The following is a 20521-nucleotide window of genomic DNA, read 5'->3' on the forward strand; positions in this document are numbered from 1 at the left end:
AAGCTTACTCCCTGAAAGTGTTCTTCGTTTGACATGTCACTGATGGGTGACATAGTATTGTCACCATACGGTGACATGGAGGTGACAAAATGAAACAGAAGAAACAAGTAAGACGCCTGGCCTGGTCTCTGGCAGTTGCAATCGCACTTCTACCGTTGCTTATGGCGAGCCGGTTAGGAGCGCAAGACGGGCATTGCGCGAAGACGGTCCGGTTCGGTTCCGAGGTTGATATGGTACCCTTCGCGACCGGAGGATATTACGGCTCCGGTTTCATGAGCATTGGTGCTGCGAGGTTCCGCTACGTGGTGGCGAGGACCAATATGCCTTCTTTCATGGTGAGTGATGGCTTCCGTGACAAGCGCACAGATGCGTATGCGCTCCTCGCGGACCGTTTTTTCGGAGCGGGAAGGAACAACCAGGAAGGGCCATGGATAGGTGCTGGAGCAGAGTACTGGCGCAACCGCATACGTACCGATCAATCGGAGAAATATGCCGAGTACCAGAACTACATGGCAACAGTTGGTGGCGGTTACGTGTGGAAGCTATCGCGACACATCTACTTGAACCCCTGGGCAGGCGGACATCTTGTCATTGCGCATGATCGCGACATACCAGTCGGCGGTACGATCTACAAGCAGCCGGCTTTTACGCCTGAGGCTTCAATTAAACTCGGCATCAAGTTCTAGTATTCCAACTAAGATAGACGAATGACTATGGGGCAGAGAAATCGCGAGGAAACGCGAGCCAACATTCTGGCGGCGATGGGGCGTTTGCTTGCTCGTTCAGGCTTTCGGCAAATAGGTGTGAACGCTATTGCGCGTGAAGCTGGCGTGGATAAGGTTCTAATCTATCGCTATTTCGGAGGAATGCCTGAACTTTTGAAGGCTTTTGCGGAAGAGGGCGACTTCTGGCCAGGGTTGGACGAACTCATAGCCGAGTATCACGGCTCCTGGGCGGACCTGAGCACCGTCGAACGGGCAAAACATCTGCTGGTCGCGTTTGGCCGTGCTCTGCGGAGGCGTCCTTTAACGCAGGAGATCCTGCGCTGGGAGTTACAGGAGCGAAACAATCTGACCGAGGCACTATCGCGCCATAGGGAAGCACAAAGCGCCACGCTCTTTAAGGACTTCGATGCGTCATCCGGGATGGACGTAAAGGTAGTGGCGAGTCTTCTGGCCGCAGGACAGACTTATCTCATCCTGCGTTCAAACATATCGGATATATACAACGGCCTGTCCCTGAACTCAGATCAAGACTGGGCTCGTCTTGAAGCCGCTACATGCTTGATGGTTGACGCGATGTTCGCCGCGTATAAGGAAGGCAAAGGTTCGCGTTCTATAAGTACGCATATCGCCAGCCGAAAGCCTAAGACGGAAAAGACGGTGAAGGCTAAGCCGAAGCAGGGAAGAAAACAATAGATCGAACGAATTTGTGCCGAGAGAGGTTGGACACATTATTTATGAAAACCGTTTAGTCCGTGGAGGCTAAGATCCCGGTAGGAGGACAGTATGGCTGGAATAGACAAGCAGATTTTTAGCCGCCTTTTCACCCTTATTCTTCTCGGCCTTGGCGTGCTCTCTCCTTTGGGGGTATTTCCACCTACTCGTTCTTGTATTCCGCTTGCTCGGCCATCGAGACCAAACCCTCTGCATGAGCCTATGGCTCCGATTCACTCCGATCAATGGGAAAAGAGAACGTAAGTGCAGGGCCAGTCCGAGCAGGGATTGTCGCGCACAAGCGGGTAATGTACTGGCGGCCGTTTCGATGTTCTAGTTAGCATTGACAATCAGGTTATTTCCGCAAAGCTGGTAGGTCTGGGGGATTTTCTGCAAAGGGCTTTGGATCTGTTTTCCTGAAGAGTAAAAAGGCGACTAAGCTGGTGATGGCAATCAGCGTCCAGAAGCCAGCGTCATAGGCTGTTGGCCAACGCCCAAAGATTGGCTTCCAGAGTGAGGGTTTTCCTGCACCGTCCAGGCCAGTTAGTGCATGGAGCGATATATTAATTGCGAAGTGCATGCCAACGGCTGTCCACAGAGTGCGCGTGAGCAAGAAGCTATAGCTGAGAATTATTGACATAGCGCCGGTCGTCGCGACCATCTTCGCCGCAGGTATGCCGAACCCCATTCCGGGCAGATGAAATAATCCGAATGGCAAAGCCAGCACCCAAACAGCTTTTCTAGGAGTTAAGTAGCTGGAAAGCACAACCAATGCGTATCCACGGAATATGAGCTCTTCTCCGAAGCTTGTCCAGAAATATGTGTGAGCGATGAAGGCGGCATGGCTAAATGACAATAAGCCTCTTTCCCAATGGAAGGGAACCTGTGTGGCGAGGGCAGCGGCAAGCAGGGTAATAAACAAGAAACCGCAAGCTACTCCTAGAACAAAACCTCTCGCATGCGGCAGGGTGAGCCGGAGCCCTAAAGCATCTGTCGGAAATCCATCTTGCCTGAGCAATTTCTTACTGCCGAGCAGCAACAGGACAACGCCGCAAGCGGCCAGCATGGCTCGCACCATGAATGCGCTGGGACGTTCGTTGGGGAAGAAGGCAAGGCCCGCCAACCCAAAGCCGTACGCCACCACGCACAACGATGCAAATTGCCAGAAGGATCTCTTCTGTGCAGCTTGGCTTGTTCGTGAAGTATTCAGATCGGGTTCTCTCCTGGCGAACTGCTGAATCGGAAGCTGACTAAAGACTCATCCTTCTGATGGGATAACGTTGCATTCCGTGAGTACCACCTGTGTAGAGCGTCTCAACGTATTGTGTATCTCGGCAACCGTATCCGTATAGTGCATGAGATCAAGGATGTCTTTGTCACGACCTTTTGCTTTAACCGATGCTCGATAGGTGATGTCTTCCGCGGGTTCTCCTCTGTTGCCAAAGCGGCCAGTGACCTGGACTCCAACCAATTCGACATCCAACTTGCGTTCCACAGCTTCGCGGTAGATATCGTTACAGTAGCAGGTAGCAAGCGCCAGAAAGAGTAACTCGCCTCCATTTACGGCGGAGCCGCGTCCTTCGGCCTTGGCGGGAATCGCCAACGACTGCTCTCTATCATCAGTACAAACCGTTGTCTGATGATGTCCACCCCGATTGGCGACCGTCGCTGAGATCTGCATGATTCACCTCTCCATACATTGAGTTCCCAGGGAATGCTTGTGATGCCCATCTAGACATTTGGATCCCATATCGAACAGGACTTATGGACAATTAGAGCCTAACAATAGATGCCTAAAGACCAGCCGACATTTTAGTATGAATTCTGAATTCAATGAATTTGTTGACGACGCGGCATTTCTTGGCTAATGGAATCCCGTTGCGTACTGGAGTTGTAGACAAAGGAGCGGATTGCGTCTGCCAATCTTGCTGGCTGGTCTATCGGCATAAGGTGGCCACACTCGGGGATGATATAAAGTCGGGCGTCTGGAATTCGGGAGAGAACTTCTCTTTCATGTTGTTCCACCGGGTCTTGCCTATCCTGATCGCCAGCGAGAACCAAAGTCGGGACGGCGATCTTTCCTACCTCAGCAGAGATATCTTCATATGCGATCACACTGGGCCAAGCCAGTTTGGCTTGCGGTGCAGAAGCGAAATTATCCGCAAGAATTTGTTCTCGCATTTCTTCGCTCAAAGGACGCGCCGTAAGAAAATCAATCGCCCGCAGGGCATTCTCCCGGTTGTCGTAGGCGTGGAGTTGCGCCTCTCTGGCGAAATCCGGAATGTTTTGCGGCGTTGGCGGTGCGGGAGCAACAAGGATGAGTTTCTCTAGACCAGCCGGACGTTCTGAGGCCACAAGTTGGGAGATTTTGCCTCCCATCGAGTGCCCGACAAGAACAAATCTCTTGAGCTCAAGGGCATGAATGATATCGAGCGTGTCGTGAGCGAGATCCCGCAGCGTGTAACCCTGGGCCGGAGTATCTGACTTGCCCGATCCACGCTGATCGTAAGCTATACATCGGAAATCAGCCGAAAGGTGATTCCTTACAGCATTCCATGTGCGGGCTGAACCGCCCCAGTAATGCAGGAATAGCAGGGTTGGCTGCCCACTACCCGAATCCAGTACGTTGAATGACAACTCTCCCGCACGTACTTTCAATACTCTGGAAGCTTCCTGTTTGCTCATGGTGTTTTCCCTTTGTTGGTAATGCTCGCCGCGGCGACGGCTCATCCTCTCAAGGACAAGATGCTTTTGGCGCTTCAAGTACGCAGAATATTTCGCGGAGAGTTCATGTTTTGAAGACTTGACGGCAACCGCGCGGAGGTAAAAACTAGGCTTGTTCATCGAATAGGTCACCTGCTGGAAAGCAGCCTGGTATTTCTGCAATGTAACCCGGTGAACTTTGTGTGCGTCCAATAGTTGGATGCATGGCCGAGCATGACATTCGGAAGTCAGGTTCCTCTCGATATCACTGTGAAGCCAGTCTTCAAAGAAGGCGCCGACTTGAAGCTCTGGCCGTCGTTAACATCGCAGATCAAGTCTCTATCTCTCGAAAGGGCACTATCATGATTCATAAATTCGCAATTGCCGATGCGTCGTTTACGCGTTCCCCAGGGCAGACCGCCGATATATTTGCAGCCAATTTAATCGACCAGCGCCACGGTGGACCGATAACCATCGGCTACGGTCGTTACGCTCCTAATCAGATACTGGAAGCGAGAATCGCCGTCGATGATGTCATGTTGGTGCTGGAAGGGCAGCTATCTGTTTCCAGCAGGGGTGCTACGGTAACAGCGGGCTCCGGAGAGATCGTCTACATGCCTAAAGGCGAGTCGGTCATCATTCGCTCCCATGCCGAAGGAGCAACTACGGCTTACGTCACTTATCCGCATTGGGAGGAAGCGGCCAAATGAGATAACTAGGAGTAAGGCACGTCGCTTCTCCGAGATGCTTGTACGCCCAAACAACACCGTTGTACTAATCTCTCCTACCTAATGTAGACAGCATTGATGGGCTTTTCATCAATGCTGTCTTCGCATTTGCCGCCTTTGACGTTAAGCATCTTTCAAATCTTCTTTTGCCATGTCAGCTCCTTATCCGCTGCCAAAGAATTTCTTTGAGAAACACGTTTTGGTGTACAGTGTACAGGTGGCTCCTTCCAAGACAGACCGGAAACAAATTATTGGTGCAGCGATGGAACTGCTGGCACATGGCGGATTGCGCAGTGTGTCGGTTCGTTCAGTAGCTGCTCAATTAGATCTAGCTCCTAATGCCCTCTATCACTACTTCGCGGATGTCGAAGAAATTAAAGCAGCCGTAGCAGCGGAGGTCGCTGCTCGTCTGCATGTCGTGCTTGAGAAAGCTGTTCGTGGTAAAACAGCCGATCGTGCAATCCGTGCGATAGCTGCAGCATACATGGCGTTTGCCCGGGAGCAACATTTGTTATACGAAGCCCTTCTCGTACCTCGGCCTGCAACGGGGCAGAATGCAGTTGCACCTGAGATGTTGTGGCTGTTCTTTGTTGGGCAGGTACGCAGGATAACCGGCGAGCAGCGTGCGCCTCAGGCGGCTGTCGCCCTCTGGGCAATGTTGCACGGCATGGCGGCTTTGGAGTCTGTTGACGCATTCAATGAACAGATACCTGCTACGGGCTTCGAGTTTGGATTGAATGCCTGGATGGATGCCTCCCGTGCAGTACAGACAAGGACTAAACGAAGAAAGGAAACCTAGGTGAAAACTTCCCCTTACCGTCGGTTGGCCGTTGGCTGCCTTGTTGCAGCCGCATCGATCTTTCTAACACCGCCCTTGACATCTCAAGACCTCTCGGGCGCAGCGAACGGCGGAACGACGTATTCCCGCACGCAGGTGACCGGGTACATTGCCGATGATCGCAAAATCGTAACACGGCAAGGCATTGAAGAGCTCCTGCCCCTCAAGATCAATGGCGCGAAACAATGGATCTCGATCCGAGGAAAGAACAAGAACAATCCGATTCTGCTCTTCTTACACGGCGGCCCTGGATCTCCCTTTATGCCGACTTTCTGGACCGTGCAAAACGGATGGGAAGACTACTTCACCGTTGTGCAATGGGATGAACGGGGAGCCGGGAAGACATATGTTTCAAACGACCCGAAAGCTCTCGCTCCGACGATGACAGTCGAGCAGTTGACTGAGGACGCATCAGACATCGTCCGCTACTTGCGTGATCGCTTTGGAGAACGGAAGATCTTTCTGCTAGGTCATTCGTTCGGCAGCATTCTTGGTCTTGAGCTGGTGCAACGACATTCTGAATGGTTTTATGCCTACATCGGAGTTGGCCAGGTCGTGAACTCGGTGAAGAACGAAGAAGAAGGTTATCAGTTCGCTCTGTCACGGGCAGTTGCGCAGCGGAACACCGAAGCGATTGATAATTTGAAATCCCTTGCTCCGTATCCAGGGGATCCAAGCAAGTTCACGTTGGACAAGCTGGTCAAGCAACGCTCATGGCTGATCTATTTTGGAGGTCAAGCATACGGCCGGACCAGTATGGATTACGAGGATAACGTACAGTTGTTATCGCCGGAATATACAGAGGCAGATCTTAACGCGAGACCTGCAGCGCAAGGCTATTCCGTATCTCTTCTGCTTCCTGATTTGTTCAAAGTAGACTTCTCATCCGTCCGGACAATTGGGTGCCCTGTGTTTCTTTTTGAAGGGCGACACGACTACACGACTTCGCACACCCTAGCGGCGAAATGGTTTGAGCAGTTGAATGCACCCGATAAGAAGCTTGTATGGTTCGAGAACTCGGCGCATATGGTTATGGAAGAAGAGCCAGGTCGATTCCTTGTGCATCTAGTGAATGATGTCCTTCCGCTAGCATCGCGGGCAACATACGGTTTTTAGTTGTGTGAGGGCCACCCTCCATGTCGAACGGCGGGTGGTCCATTCAAGTCTTCTTTTGGTGTACAGTTCCATGACATCCTTTACAAAATGTCTCCGGACATTCTTTACATTCCAGCGCCAGAGTCAGGCTAGCTGGAGTGTATGCTGGTTCCTTTTCTTAACGGTCCATTCCGCAGGATAAGGGCGAGATGAATGGGTTGGCGATTTCGGCTATCCCAAAGATGCTTGGCGAATCTTGATTTCTTCGCTATTATTGAATTAATGGCTAACAGGAACTATCTCGGAGAGTTTGAGCTCATGCTCCTTCTCGCTGTGATTCAGCTTGGAGATGAGGCTTATGGCGTCCCAATCTCTCGACAGCTCGAAGCATACAGGGGGAGAGAGGTGTCCGTGGGTAGTGTTTACGCGGCTTTAGAGCGATTAGAAACGAAGGGCCTGGTCGCCTCCAGTCTCGGAACTCCGACCGCAGAACGCGGTGGCAAGGCCAAGCGTTTCTTCCGCATCACCAAAGAAGGGCTGACGCAGGTGAACGAGACCCGTCGTGTGTTAACCAGGATATGGAAGGCAATCCCGGAACTCAAAACGAGTATGCCACAGGAGATCTGATGAGACGAAGAGAGCCGCCATCATTCGCGACGTGGATACTCGAGCACTTGACTGCCGGTAATCGCGATGAGGCTCTCGCCGGTGATCTCCTCGAAGTCTTTCAGTCAGGCCGCACGAACCGCTGGTACTGGCGCCAGACGATTGCCGCTTGCGTCGTTTCCTGGATTGAGAGCCTTCGCGTGCGTTTGCCAATGGTGTCCTTCGTACTTCTTTGGTCGATGCTGGCTCCAACATGGAAGCTTCTCTGCGACAGAATCGGAGGTGCTTCGGCTTTTGACCGGATCTGGTCACTCTTTGGGCCAGTTTGGATACTGCCAGCATTTGTTGGCTGGCTTTTCTTGCATTCGCTTTTTCTCTGGAGCGGAATACTTCTTTTCCGCGCGCTTAATCTGAAGTCTCCTCTCGACGTCAATGCCACGCGCGCGCTTAAGCTAGCGCCGATCGTCTTTGCTCCAGTGTATGGCGCCATGTTCGGACTGGTGAATCTATATTGGTACTCCTATTTCGCGTATTCAAGTACTCCTGCTTCGGCGCTGGGCTGGATCACAGATATAAATCTGCTTGCAGTTGTGATTCGCATTCCGTACTTCATTGCTCTGGTGTGGGCACTATGGAGAACGACACCGAGGTCGGTACGTAAATTTCAGGCTTCACTGACCGAGTCACCGACAATTGATTCTGTAACAGGATCAGATGTATTTACGTTTAAGTTGAATCTCGATCCCTCCACCGGAAGATGGTTCTTTGGTTTCTTCGTTAGTGCCGGACTGATCAACGCACTAGGCGTCAGCCTCCTGGTTGGGAGATTACTGGAGAACGACGCTACCTCTCTTCCTTTGCTTTGTGTGCGTGCACTCCTGTACGTGCTGGTTGGTGCTCTGGCAGGCGTTGGAGGAGCATGGATTTATTGGAAGCACTCATCCAGCCCCTTTCGTATTGCTGCGCCGTTGCCGTTCTCACTGTTCGCCTTGGTTTGCGCCTCTGGGTGGGTGTGGGCGCCCGCGATCATGTTTCTCTCGGATCAGACATCGCCGGTAGCTCCGTTGATTGCCTCGGTTGGTGCGTTCATTCTCTTCTCTGGTCTGCGCCAAGTCAGTTCGTTTGCTTTCACGGCAGCACCAAGCGGTCCGGCAAGCCACCGATACGGTGGAAGTGACCTCTTTGAGGAGTCCCGCTATCTACAACAGGGAGAGATGGATGGGTATTTGATCGCGATTGGACTGTATACCGGGCTTGCTGCGATTGCTATGCACGCGTATTACGTCGCGACGGCTCTGTTGGCGCCCAGTGCGTCTCTGCTCGCATGGAAATCTACTTTGCCGCAGGAGCCTTCCGGTGAGAGCCGACCGGAGTACGAGCCCGCGGTGCGAAGGCTTGTGTATGCAGTGATTCCTGCAGTACTTGTCACAATCTGGACGTTGCTCGAGGGAGTTGCGCTACACGATAAGATTCAGAATCTCAATGCTTCAGATGCGGCCGCCGGCAATAGAGCAAATCATCAGAGGCCTTCGGCTAGAAACTTCACCGGCGGAATCGGCGGCTATGAAAGTGTGATTCTATACCCGTATCCGGAGAAGAAACAGATTGTTGCACCAAGCCTGCATCAAGCATCTCTTCTTGCTCTGGGAACAAAACGCACACAGATCATTCGCTTCAGCGGAGCTTATTGGTATCTCCAGCCCCCGGCCAAACGTCCTGGCCCGAATGCTCAGCGTGTCCATAACACACCTCTTGATCTAGACCTCGAATCGAACAACTCTAACCCCATTTTGATGGAAGCTCATCAGGAGTTGCAGAGAGCGATTCCGATCTCGCGTTGTCGTGAAATCCAGATTGAAATCGCCAACCATGACAACAAGGAGGGCGTTCTTTCCCTCGCGGTCTTGTTGGCCGACGGAAGATCGCCGAAGCAACAGGTGATCGATTTGGGCCAAATACCCATTATTTCCACCCAGCCGGGCAGCTTTTCCATAAAAGCCGCTCCAGTGCTGGAGACGGTGCACTTCGCCATTCCGGCGAACGTGAAGATTCGAAACTTCAGCGAGATCATCGTAGTGGTTCTTGCTGATATTGAGCACAGATATCAAGCGCCCAAGATCGCGATCCAACAATTCACAATATTGCCACGCTGATGCCTAGATTCCAATTCGTTGATCGGGAAAAAGAAATTGTCGTAAAGCTGGCACTCGTACTATTGATCGTCGCAGTGCCAATTGCTATTCCGTTGTCGTAGGCCATCATAGATCCAGATAGACCGTCGGAAATGAGAGGTCATCATGAAACTTCTTCTCACATCTTCTGGGATCAACAATGCGGCCATCTGCCAAGGGCTGGTCGACCTCCTGGGCAAGCCGATATCAGAATCCAGCGCACTCATCATTCCTACTGCGATCTACCCCTTTCCCCGCGGTGGCGGAGTGGCGTGGCAGGCCGTTACCGGAAGAGCCAGATCTCCACTGGCAGAATTGGGTTGGAAGTCTTTGGGAATACTTGAACTCACCGCGCTACCCAGTATCGATAGAGCAGCGTGGGTCCCAATGGTTGAGGAGACAGATGCACTGCTGGTATTTGGGGGCGATCCGTTGTATTTGTCCTACTGGATGCAACGGTCCGGGGTGACCGACCTTCTGCCGACGCTGAAACAGGGGCCGGTCTATGTAGGCGTAAGTGCGGGAAGCATGGCGGCTTCCTCTACTATCGGTGAGACCTACTCTAAGGTTCCTAACAGCAGCCGTGACGCGCTCACATCGGAAGAGGTGGTCTTCTCAACACCACAAGGAGAAGTCAGCAAGATTCTCCTCACGGGCAGGGGAGCCGGGCTGGTCGACTTTGCGCTGATTCCGCACCTGGATCACGAGGATCATCCAGATGCTTCCTTGGCAAACGCAGAAATATGGGCTGTAAAGCTATCGCTTCCGGTGTATGCGATTGACGATCAGACAGCCGTCAAAGTGACAGATGGCTCCGTGGAAATTGTCTCCGAGGGGCATTGGAAGCTATTTACTCCACGTAAATGAGGGCGCGACGCAACTCAGCGTCAAACTACAGGCTCCTGAACTCCAACCGACTGAAGAAGACGCCAGGGTTGCGGGCAAACCGTTACCCCTACTCGGAATGCAATTGGTGTGGAGCCGGGGCCTTCAACTCAGAAATACTGAGAAGATCGCGCGAAAAACCATCGTCCAAAAATGCACTATTGACAAGAACTAAATCGCTTTTATAAGCTTCGCCACCGATAGAGTATTCGCGAAAAGATTGTTGTCAAACTTCGATTGTAGTTTCACGGGTAAACGCTTACTCAGTTGATTCGTAATTGCCAACGTGGGGATGATCGCCGGATCGGAACGTTTTCAAAAGGGATCTGGCGCGGTGGAAGAATCGAAGCGCGAGGGGAAAGAAGGAACTTCAGATGAAAAGGATTCTGCTGGCCGTAGCTCTTGTCGTAATGGCCTGGACGACAGTGCAAGCGAGCACAACGGTGAAGGTGGAGCAAGGTGCCCTGCAGGGCACAAAGGAAGGGGACCTGTCTGTATATCGAGGCATTCCCTTTGCCGCGCCTCCGGTAGGAGATCTGCGCTGGCGCGCGCCTCGGCCTGCGGAACATTGGCAGGGTGTGCGTCCTGCGGACAAGTTTGCGCCTCAGTGTGTGCAGGGCGGATTCGGCGCGGATGCCAGCAACTCCTCGAAGATGAGTGAGGATTGCCTCTATCTGAATGTCTGGACGCCGGCGAAATCTCCCTCCGATCACGTTCCTGTACTCGTCTGGATCTATGGCGGCGGATTCAATGGGGGCGGCACCTCGGTTCCCGTGTATAGCGGCGAGGTCTTGGCTCGTAAAGGGGTGGTGCTGGTCAGCATCGCCTATCGAGTGGGGACGCTGGGCTTCCTGGCCCATCCGGAACTGAGTGCGGAATCGCCGCAACACGTCTCCGGGAACTACGGTCTGCTCGACATGATCGCTGCATTGCAATGGATCAAGGCGAACATCGCCTCCTTCGGAGGAGATCCCAAGAAGGTGACCATCTTTGGCGAGTCGGCTGGCGGAATCGCCGTTAGCATGCTTAGTGCTTCGCCGCTGGCCAAGGGCCTGTTCGAAGGAGCGGTTTCAGAAAGTGGCGGGTCATTCGGACCTCCGCGCCGCTCCGGAGCTCCGGGCGAGAATATGCGCCTGCTGGCCGATGCGGAGAGGGACGGCAGACAGATGGGCGTGGACGCTGGCGCAGCATCGCTGGCAGAATTGCGAAAATTGCCTGCAGAAAAGATCCTTGCAGCCGCACGCGGCCAACGTCTTGCTTGGCCAATCATTGACGGCTGGGTGATTCCTTCGGATCAGTACAGCCTGTATGCAGCCGGAAAGTTCAACGACACTCCGGTGCTGATCGGATACAACTCCGATGAGGGCGCTAGCTTTTCGCATGACCGCACACCCCGGGAATACGCCGAGGGAGTGTATAAGCGCTACGGACCATTCGCAGATCGTTTGCTCAAGGATTATCCGGCGGGGGAAAGCAGTGTTCCCAAAACAGCGCGCGATCTGAGCCGGGACGCGGCATTCGGATGGCACACTTGGAGTTGGGCGCGGCTTCAGGCGAAGCAGGGCAAATCGAAAGTCTTCTACTACTACTTCGATCAGCATCCGGACTATCCTGCCAATTCGCCGCAAGCCGGGCATGGCGCCCCTCACGGACGCGAAGTAGCCTATGTCTTCGGGCACTTGAACGATCTCCAGCACGAAGAGCCCACGGCCTCGGACCACGTGATTTCCGATGCCATGGTGACTTACTGGACCAACTTCGCGAAATTCGGAGATCCGAACGGCAAGAGCGTGCCCGCATGGCCCGCGTTCAGCGACCGGACTCCCGAATTGATGTATTTCAGCCAGGCGGCCCACACCGGTCCGGTTCCGAATGAGCCAGGGCTCAAAACGCTGGATGAGTACTTCGCATGGCGTCGTTCTCCAGAGGGAGTGCGCGCTTCTTCCGTAGAAGATGCCATCCCGGCTTCGACAAATGTCCCGGGCGCACAGTATCCACGAGTTCTCCCCGACCGCAGCGTGGCATTCCGGCTAAAGGCTCCCGATGCTCATTCCGTCGATGTAGATATCACTGGAAAGAAGTTCCCCATGATGCGGGGCAATGACGGAGTGTGGAATGTGACCACACCGCCTCTGGTGGAAGGCTTTCACTATTATGCGCTCGACGTAGATGGGGTCCGGATGAACGATCCGGGAAGCCACTCTTTCTTCGGCACAAGCATGGATGCCAGTGGCATCGAGATTCCCGAGGAGGGGGTCGACTACTACCTCGCCAGAAACGTGCCGCACGGCGACGTACATATCCGGACTTATCGTTCGAAGATTACCGGCCAGTGGCGCCGTTGCTTTATCTACACGCCGCCGGGCTACGATGCCGATCCAGCAGCACGCTATCCTGTGCTCTACCTGCAGCACGGCTCGGGAGAAGACGAGACCGGATGGATCTTTCAAGGACATGCGAACCTCATCCTTGACAACCTGATCGCGGAAAAGAAGGCCGTGCCCATGATCATTGTGATGGACAACGGTTACGCATCGCGCCCTGCGGGGCCTTTTGGTCCACCTCCGAGCCCATCCGGGGACTTCGCCGCCTTTGAGGACGTGATGATGCAAGACGTCATCCCCATGATCGATTCCACCTTCCGCACCATTCCGGACCGCGAGCATCGGGCCATGGCGGGACTGTCGATGGGAGCCAACGAAGCTCTCCATATCGCCACGCATCGCCTCGACACCTTCGCCTACATGGCGGGATTCAGTGGAACCATGAATGGTCTCAGCACCGATGTACTCGATCCCGCTACGGCCTTCGACGGAATCTTCAAAGACGGTGCAGCCTTTAACGAAAAGGTGAAGCTGCTCTGGCTCGGCATGGGAACGCAGGAACCTCACCCTTTTCCAGGGGCTATTGGAGCGTTTCGTGCGATGCTCGATAAAGCAGGCATTAAATATGTCTACTTCTCATCGCCTGGCACTGCGCACGAATGGCTGACGTGGCGACGCGACCTAAATGACTTCGCTCCCCGCATCTTCAGGTAAAGGGATTGGACGAAGGCAGCTCAACACAACATTGTTAGAAGCAACATTGAGGGGAATTGGAATGGAGAAGATTGCAGGGGCACTCAAGTCAATACCGTTGAAACGGTCCTTTGCCATTGCGCGTTCGATAGGCATGGCGGCGATGCTGGCCAGCGTCAGTGGGCCGCTCCATGCGCAATGCGCTGGAGAGAGCGGTAACAGTTTCGGTTTCGATATGGCACCGGAAACCAGTCAGCACGTCGTGGAAGAGGCAGTGAAGCAGATCCCAAGCCCAACGGCTCCAGGACCGGTGAAGCCAACCTGGGAATCGCTTCAGGAGAACTACAAGGTTCCGAGTTGGTTCAAAGGCGCCAAATTCGGTATCTTCATGCACTTCGGTATCTTCTCGGTACCGGCGCATGGTAACGAGTGGTATGAAAAGTTCCTCTATGCGGGCGGGGATGATAGCGTGCTCAAGGTCATCTTCGGGCACGACATGGCGCTCGACATCAACAACGGTCCAAACAGCACGCGGGCGTGGCATACCGCGCACTTTGGTCCTCCGGATAAGTTCGGCTACAAGGACTTCATTCCCATGTTCAAGGCAGAGCATTTCGATGCCGATGGCTGGGCATCTCTGTTCAAGAAAGCGGGAGCCCGCTATGTGGTGCCGGGTGCGCAGCACCATGAAAACTTTGCCATGTGGGATAGCAAGGTCACTCCGTTCAACTCCATGCAGATGGGCCCGAAGCGGGACATCGTAGGCGAGCTTGCAACTGCCGTGCGGAAGCAGGGAATGAAGTTGGGCGTGGCCAATCACGGTATCGAGAACATCGAATTCATCAATCCGCCACGCGAACTGGCCGAACAGATGAAATCCGAGAAGAGCGATTTATACGACCCGAAATGGGCGGACTTCTACAACTATGCCGACCGCAGCGATGCGGCAATGAAACGCTTCTTAGTGAACTGGTTTGAGCGTAACGCCGAACTTATCGACAAATATCAGCCTGACCTCATCTACTTCGACAATGGTGTTGATCAGCGCTATATCGATCCGCTGAAGCTGGAGATTGCCGCTTACTATTACAACCGCGCTAAAGGCTGGGGCAAAGAGGTCTCCTTCACAACGAAAAAGGCGGCATTCGCACCGGCGGGAACAAACACTAAAACGATTGCCTCCATTCTGGATTTCGAAGGCGCTCCGCCAGACGGGATCCGAGGTGGCTCTTGGGTTGTCGACCGGCCCATCGCAAACATGAGCTGGGGCTACGTAGAAGGCATGAAAGCCAATTCGCCGGAGACAGTTATCGGCTGGCTGGTGGACACCGTAAGCAAGAATGGAACACTCCTCCTAAACGTCTCTCCGAAGGCTGATGGCACGATCCCCCAGGATCAGCAGGACACTCTTCTCGCCGTCGGCAAATGGCTGGAGACCAATGGCGAAGCCATTTACGATACACACGCCTGGACCCGTTTTGAGGAGAAGGGCAAAGAGCACATCTATTTCACCGTCAAGGGAAGTGATCTCTACGCAATTGTCATGGAGAAGGGCGACCGAAGCGACATCGCTATCAACTCCTTGCCCAAGGGCGGGAGTGCCGGGGCAGTCCAATCTGTAACCATGCTTGGCCGTGGCCCACTCGACTTCAAGCAGGACAGCACCGGGCTAGCGGTAGTTATGTCCGATGCGACTCAGCATAAGGGGCCCTTTGTTCTGAAGATTACGGGGCTTGCAACGAACCCGGATATCAATACCGATTCGGGCAATCCTCTCTGCAGATAACCGAATACCGAGCCCTGCCGAGATTGTCGAAAAGAACCATGATCGCTCCGCCGACAACTCGGTGGGGCGATCATGGTACCAGTTTTGCGAGATGATTCGGGCCGCCTTCACGCCGAAACAAGACTTTACTTTACTTCGCTTGCCACAGCTCGATTGGGTTGCCTTCCGGATCGTGAATGCGGGCAAAGCGTCCGTTCGGATATGTCATAGGGTCGATCTTCACCGTGATTCCTGCCGCCTCAAGCTGCTTAGCCATCTTGTCGAGATCGTTTACGCGAAAGTTGATCATCCACTGCTTCGTTGCGTCGCCAAAGTAATTGCTCTTCTCTGGGAAGGGGGAAAATACGGTCGGTCCGGCTTGCTGTTGCCATACCGGATCGTTTTCGCTCTGCGGGGTTACGAAGATGCCGAGGTGTTCCTGATACCACTGCGATAGCGCCTTAGGGTCGCGCGCACGAAAGAACATGCCACCGATGCCTGTAACTTTCTCTTTCGGCGAGGTGTTTGCTGCGGCTGTTTGCTCTGCGGCTGCAAACGATCCCGGCAGTAATGCCGATCCGGCAGCGGCGGTGAGTACTCCAAGCATTTTACGGCGTTGCATCTTCATTGCGGCCTCCATGTTTGTTTATGGTATAAGGCGGGCTCTCGACCGGAGCGTTCCGATTCCTGGTGCGACTTCACGATATCGATCTAGTTGGAGCAACGCAAAGTCGCACCAGCAGTTTTTGAGCAACCGGCTTTCTGACTGGAAATGCTTCTATAGATGCTTCTTAATCCCCGTTTGCGGCAGCTTCCAGCGCGGGCAAGTCTAACTTGATCATACCCATCATGGCTTCCATTGCTTTAGGGTGATTGATCAACTCTCCGATTTTGCGTGGCACGATCTGCCAGCATAAGCCGAAGCGGTCTGTGAGCCAGCCGCAGGCCATAGGTTTGCCCCCGTCGATCAATTTGTTCCAGTAGCTGTCGATCTCTTCCTGGGTATCGCAACGAACAAAGAAAGAGAATGCGGGGTTGAGCTGATGAGCGGGACCGCCGTTGAGGAAGACCATCTCTTGGCCTTCAAGCTCAATCGTGATCGTGGCAATTTTGCCTGCGGGCCAGGGACCGACACCCTTGGAACGCAGCTCATCCAGCCTGCGCGCATGCGGGAAGACGCTCAGGTAGAACTCGGCGGCTTCTTCCGCGTTGTCATTGAACCAGAGGAATGGCGCAAGTTTATTCATGTCCGGCATAGTACCAGTCGGGAGGTGACTGCTGGCAAGCCGGGGAGAGCGAATTTTGGGGTGTACATTGGGTGGTCGGCACGGAAGGAATCAGGATATAACTTCAGTTCTGATCCGATGTTTTCCGTGCCTTCCTTCCGGCGGAAGGAATCGATAATAGCCAAGGATGGAGCGAAGTGGAATCCTGGGTAAACTGTCATAAGAAAGCTGCCCGTCCCGGAGGGCCGGGACGAACACTTGTCTGCTTGTTCTTTCGGCTTATTCATCTCGTAGTGCCTGGAGCGGATCTATCTGCGTTGCTCTGAGTGCGGGCACGCACATGGCACAAAGAGAAATCACCAGCAGAATAAGCGCGGAGATGGCATAGATCGAAATGTTGAAGGTCTGGATCGGCAGATTTGAGTTTTGGGTCATATGTGCGAAAGCCAAGGCTGCAGGCATGGCAAGCACGATGCCGAAGAGCAGTCCGATGACTATCTGCTTCAGCCCTTTTGTTATGACTGCCTGGAAGAGTGACTTACGCGTTGCTCCGAGCATCAGCTGGATGCCGAATTCACGGATGCGGCGGTTAATCGCGAAAGAGAGAACTGCATAGACTCCGGTCACGGCCAGGATCATTGCTATTGAGGCCATGAAAAGAATGATTTTGACCATCGAACGCATATCGGTTGCGTTTGCCTCAAGGAATTCCCAGATGGTCGAAGGAGTATCCGTCTGACTGGCGTCCAGTGTTTTCACGATTTGTTCAATGGATGCAGCGACAGGTGCGGCATCTCCCCGGAAACGAACGAAGAGCTGGCCCTGAAGCGACTCAGGATCGCGCACAGTGTAAAGCCTTGGTCCATCCAGCATACCGAAGCGCTCCGAACGGGTGTTCCGGACTACGCCAACTACCAGGAAATGTCTATCGTCAGGAGTTACTACCATCTTTCCTACCGGATCGTCGTTACCCCAAAAGGTTTTCGCGAAGGACTGTGAGACGATGACGACCGGCGAACTCTGTGAACCGGAAACATCCGACTGTTGGAAGGCTCGGCCATGGAGTAGAGGAATTCCAAAGGTAGTAAAGAAGTCGACCGATACGCTGTCAATGCTTGCTGCCTTGCCTTGTCCTTTGTTCTGTCTTTCGAGACGAACCTCATTCTGCGGTGCGTATCCAAAGGGCGAGATACTCGCATAGGTCAGTGACTGAACTCCTGGAATTCCGAGAATACGCGCCTCTAGCGTGCGGTAGAAGACAGTTGTCGATGCTTTGGTGTAAGGGGGAGTTCCGATTGCAAGGGGAACCGTCATGACCTGATGTGTTTCGAATCCAGGATCAATATTCGTAATTGCGGAAGGAAGGCGTGTAAAGAGCACAGCGGCAGTGAGCAGTACAAAACTCATGGCAAGCTGCACAATGATCAATGTGCTTGTTGTCCGCGAGCGCGTAGTGACTGAGCCTTCACGGCCTTTGAGTCCTGTTATTAGGTCGAAGCGAAAAGTTTCGCGCATAGGTGCAAGGGCCGATGCGATAGTGGCGACCAGCACCAGGGCAGCGAGATAGCCAAAGACTGTCCAATCCAGCTTGATGTCTGACGTAAATCCTCCTTCCGTCAGACTCAATAATCCGGTGAGGAGCGCGGGTACTCGCGTGGCAAGAAAGATGCTGATACCTCCAGCTATCGATGCCGTCAGAAAGCTTTCCATCGCCAGCATCCGCATCAGGCGCGCACGTCCGGCTCCAAGCGCCAGGCGAACGGCGATTTCGCCGCGGCGCGCAATAGAGCGCGACAAGAAGAGCATGGTGACATTGGTACATGCCAGCAGAAGAACCAGAGAAAGAGGTCCCATTATCAGGACCATCAAGCCGACGACGATGGTTCGTACTGCCGGGTTTTGGATAAAGGATCCATTGGTCAACACCACCGCCGTTTGGCGATCGAGGGAGAAAGTCTTTTGCTCAAGGTAGAGGTGGTCCCTGCGCCGAAGGATCGTTTGCAGTTCGGCTGTTGCATCGGTACGGGAGTATCCCGGGCGCAGACGTCCTGCGACGGAAAGCCACGTCCGACTGGAATCTCGAAAGGCGCTGTTGCCATGGTTGAATACGGGGTGAAGCGTGTAGGGCATCCATAGGCCACCGGGCAACAAGTTGGCTGCGCTGTCCGGGAGCACGCCAACAACGGTCAGGGGCTGGTGGCTGACGTGGATTACCTTCCCAACGATGAGCTGGTCGGAAGAATAGAGATTTTTCCAGAGATGTTCACTGAGGATGGCAATGTGTACGGAGGTTCCGGAGTTGCACTCTTCAGGAAGAAAAAAGCGGCCTAAGAGCGGCCGGTCGATGCCGAAGACCTGAAAGTAATTGCAGGTGACGAGCAGGGAAGAGGTCTTTCCATGCATGTCATCGAGTGTCGTCTCAATAGAATTCCACGCGGCGAGACTGCTAAGCGAATGAGCCTCTTCCCGCATGGCATCGTAGTCTTCGGTGTTGGAAGAAGAGAACTGTGCCGCTCCGTTGAACCAGCCTTCGTACCGAGGATAGATCTGAACAAAACTGGAAGCGTCTTTCCTCGTCGGGGAATCGAGAAACATGAAATTGAGGATTGTGAATACACCCGCATTCAATCCGATTCCAACAGACAAGGCAAGTACGACAACAAGAGTGAGCAACGGAGCGCGTCGTGCAGACCGCAGAGCATAAAGAAAATCTTGCCGGTCAATGAACATGGCTTGGAGCCTCAAAGCATTTGCGAGCTAAGAATCCGTCTACCGGATAACTACCGCGCAAAATGACGTTGTTACAGATTTAAAGTAACAATACCCTGAAATTGTACAACTTGCACGATCTTTACGTGTAACACGCAAGTGTACATCGCCGCAGCTAATTGGCGCATAATCTTTAGGATATTTAGCGCATTTTCTGTTTCCTTAGTGATCCCTTAGTCATGTCTTGATACCTTCTGTTCGGAATAGTAAGTCTCATCCATTTGATAAGGGATCATCCAAGTTACCAGTTTCTACCTCATCTTGGCGCTGGAAACGTTCAGTTGTGGGTGGTGCCTCGAATCTGCTCTATGAAAAGTGATATTTCGTGAGAAATCGAGTCGGGTTGCTCGATCTGGAGTACATGCGTGCTATTTTTCACTACGATGCGGCGGCTTCGAGTCGAAAGCTTTTCCAGATCTTTCTGCATTTGTTCCCATTCTCTCTCCCACTTTACTGGCCATCGGGCCGGATCATGCGAAAAGATTAGCACTGGAAGCGCACCATAAGGACCGGTTGGAAGTGCCTCCTCTCCAGATAATCGAAAGCTGTCTCTTTCAGGACCCAAGGCGCAGATCTTCGGATGGCATAGGCCCGTTGTTGCCAGTTGCCAACGGGGCTCAGCGATTCCGGGCCTGGGCCAGGAGCATGCTCCTACGAGCCGATCATCATTTGTCATACACGCCATCTTGAAGCCTAGATTTGTAAACCATTGCGGCGGAGCTTTGACTTTCCCTTGTCCCCATGCGGGTGTAACTGCATCCACAAAGATCAGCCCGACAACCTGCTCCGGATACCTGGTGGCGTATTCCCGGATGAATAGACCACCTAGGGAATGTCCCATTAAAACAATGGGGCCGGTAGCATTGGCCTGAAGCAGAAGGCTATGCAGCTCGGCGGTAATATGATCCGCATCCCTTGGAGCCGGTCGTGCTTCGCTATAGCCATAACCAGCTCTGTCATAGGAACAGACGCGGGTTGTTTGGGAGATGGCAGGCTGAACCTTGGCCCAAATCTTCCATGCACTACCCCATCCTGATTCCAGCACGACTGTTGGAGATCCGTTTCCCATGCAGTCGAGATGCATCTTATGGCCATCAACCATGTAGATATTTCCGTGAAACCATTTATTCGAGTGGAAGGACCAGATTTTGATTGTGTTGTAAGCGCTGATAGCTGTTATAGGCAAAGCTAAGAGAATGACGAGGGATAAGGCGATCAGTTTGATCAACCGCCAGCTTTTCCATGGTGCTCGGGATGCTATGGAGTAGAGGTGTCTACAGCT

General features: G+C 53.4%; 17 protein-coding genes. 10 read left to right on the forward strand and 7 right to left on the reverse strand.

Annotation, left to right across the window (positions count from 1 at the left end):
- The first annotated feature begins 89 nt into the window (after positions 1 to 89).
- Both AC6I7T_RS29360 and AC6I7T_RS29365 read left to right on the forward strand, forming a co-directional pair.
- Positions 90 to 686 carry a hypothetical protein gene (locus tag AC6I7T_RS29360; RefSeq protein ID WP_497791401.1) on the forward strand — a complete coding sequence of 199 codons (597 nt, stop codon included), beginning with the start codon at positions 90 to 92 and terminating at the stop codon, positions 684 to 686.
- Between the two features lie 21 nt (positions 687 to 707).
- Complete coding sequence (locus tag AC6I7T_RS29365; RefSeq protein WP_497791402.1) at positions 708 to 1418, forward strand: TetR/AcrR family transcriptional regulator; 711 nt, start codon at positions 708 to 710, stop codon at positions 1416 to 1418.
- 373 nt (positions 1419 to 1791) lie between these two features.
- On the opposite strand, the gene AC6I7T_RS29370 is transcribed toward AC6I7T_RS29365, so the two are convergent.
- The 3 genes from AC6I7T_RS29370 to AC6I7T_RS29380 all read right to left on the reverse strand — a co-directional run bounded on the left by AC6I7T_RS29370 (position 1792) and on the right by AC6I7T_RS29380 (position 4121).
- Complete coding sequence (locus AC6I7T_RS29370; protein WP_497791403.1) at positions 1792 to 2559, reverse strand: CPBP family intramembrane glutamic endopeptidase; 768 nt, start codon at positions 2557 to 2559, stop codon at positions 1792 to 1794.
- A gap of 135 nt (positions 2560 to 2694) precedes the next feature.
- The gene (locus AC6I7T_RS29375; RefSeq protein WP_497791404.1) at positions 2695 to 3117 is read right to left on the reverse strand and encodes an OsmC family protein; all 423 of its coding nucleotides are present in this window, start codon (positions 3115 to 3117) and stop codon (positions 2695 to 2697) included.
- A gap of 149 nt (positions 3118 to 3266) precedes the next feature.
- A complete protein-coding gene (locus AC6I7T_RS29380; protein WP_497791406.1) occupies positions 3267 to 4121 on the reverse strand; it encodes an alpha/beta fold hydrolase in 855 nt (284 codons plus the stop codon).
- Between the two features lie 380 nt (positions 4122 to 4501).
- Between AC6I7T_RS29380 and AC6I7T_RS29385 the strand changes: the two genes are divergently transcribed.
- The 8 genes from AC6I7T_RS29385 to AC6I7T_RS29420 all read left to right on the forward strand — a co-directional run bounded on the left by AC6I7T_RS29385 (position 4502) and on the right by AC6I7T_RS29420 (position 15265).
- Positions 4502 to 4849 (forward strand): hypothetical protein, encoded by a 348-nt coding sequence (locus tag AC6I7T_RS29385; RefSeq protein WP_497791407.1) that lies wholly within the window; start codon positions 4502 to 4504, stop codon positions 4847 to 4849.
- A gap of 220 nt (positions 4850 to 5069) precedes the next feature.
- On the forward strand, positions 5070 to 5666 hold the full coding sequence (locus AC6I7T_RS29390; protein ID WP_497791409.1) for a TetR/AcrR family transcriptional regulator: 597 nt from the start codon (positions 5070 to 5072) through the stop codon (positions 5664 to 5666).
- Positions 5667 to 6821, forward strand: coding sequence for an alpha/beta fold hydrolase (locus AC6I7T_RS29395; protein WP_497791410.1), 1155 nt, complete (start codon positions 5667 to 5669; stop codon positions 6819 to 6821).
- A 225-nt stretch (positions 6822 to 7046) separates the two neighbouring features.
- A complete protein-coding gene (locus AC6I7T_RS29400) occupies positions 7047 to 7427 on the forward strand; it encodes a PadR family transcriptional regulator (RefSeq protein WP_497791411.1) in 381 nt (126 codons plus the stop codon).
- On the forward strand, positions 7427 to 9559 hold the full coding sequence (locus AC6I7T_RS29405) for a hypothetical protein (RefSeq protein ID WP_497791412.1): 2133 nt from the start codon (positions 7427 to 7429) through the stop codon (positions 9557 to 9559). The genes AC6I7T_RS29400 and AC6I7T_RS29405 overlap by 1 nt, the downstream gene beginning before the upstream one ends.
- A 144-nt stretch (positions 9560 to 9703) precedes the next feature.
- Positions 9704 to 10444: a Type 1 glutamine amidotransferase-like domain-containing protein gene (locus AC6I7T_RS29410; protein ID WP_497791414.1), complete on the forward strand. Its 741-nt coding sequence runs from the start codon at positions 9704 to 9706 to the stop codon at positions 10442 to 10444.
- Positions 10445 to 10836: 392 nt separating this feature from the next.
- Complete coding sequence (locus AC6I7T_RS29415; protein ID WP_497791416.1) at positions 10837 to 13500, forward strand: carboxylesterase family protein; 2664 nt, start codon at positions 10837 to 10839, stop codon at positions 13498 to 13500.
- 61 nt (positions 13501 to 13561) lie between these two features.
- Positions 13562 to 15265, forward strand: coding sequence for an alpha-L-fucosidase (locus tag AC6I7T_RS29420; RefSeq protein WP_497791417.1), 1704 nt, complete (start codon positions 13562 to 13564; stop codon positions 15263 to 15265).
- A 130-nt stretch (positions 15266 to 15395) separates the two neighbouring features.
- Here AC6I7T_RS29420 and AC6I7T_RS29425 read toward each other — a convergent pair whose 3' ends face one another.
- The 4 genes from AC6I7T_RS29425 to AC6I7T_RS29440 form a co-directional block, all read right to left on the reverse strand.
- Positions 15396 to 15866, reverse strand: coding sequence for a VOC family protein (locus tag AC6I7T_RS29425; RefSeq protein ID WP_497791418.1), 471 nt, complete (start codon positions 15864 to 15866; stop codon positions 15396 to 15398).
- A 169-nt stretch (positions 15867 to 16035) separates the two neighbouring features.
- Positions 16036 to 16491, reverse strand: a complete 456-nt coding sequence (locus tag AC6I7T_RS29430) for a VOC family protein (protein ID WP_497791419.1) — start codon at positions 16489 to 16491, stop codon at positions 16036 to 16038.
- Positions 16492 to 16749: 258 nt separating this feature from the next.
- Positions 16750 to 19200 carry an ABC transporter permease gene (locus tag AC6I7T_RS29435; protein ID WP_497791420.1) on the reverse strand — a complete coding sequence of 817 codons (2451 nt, stop codon included), beginning with the start codon at positions 19198 to 19200 and terminating at the stop codon, positions 16750 to 16752.
- Between the two features lie 316 nt (positions 19201 to 19516).
- Positions 19517 to 20467 (reverse strand): alpha/beta fold hydrolase, encoded by a 951-nt coding sequence (locus AC6I7T_RS29440; protein WP_497791421.1) that lies wholly within the window; start codon positions 20465 to 20467, stop codon positions 19517 to 19519.
- Between the last annotated feature and the right edge of the window lie 54 nt (positions 20468 to 20521).

The sequence above is a fragment of the Humiphilus diazotrophicus genome (genome assembly GCF_059726315.1).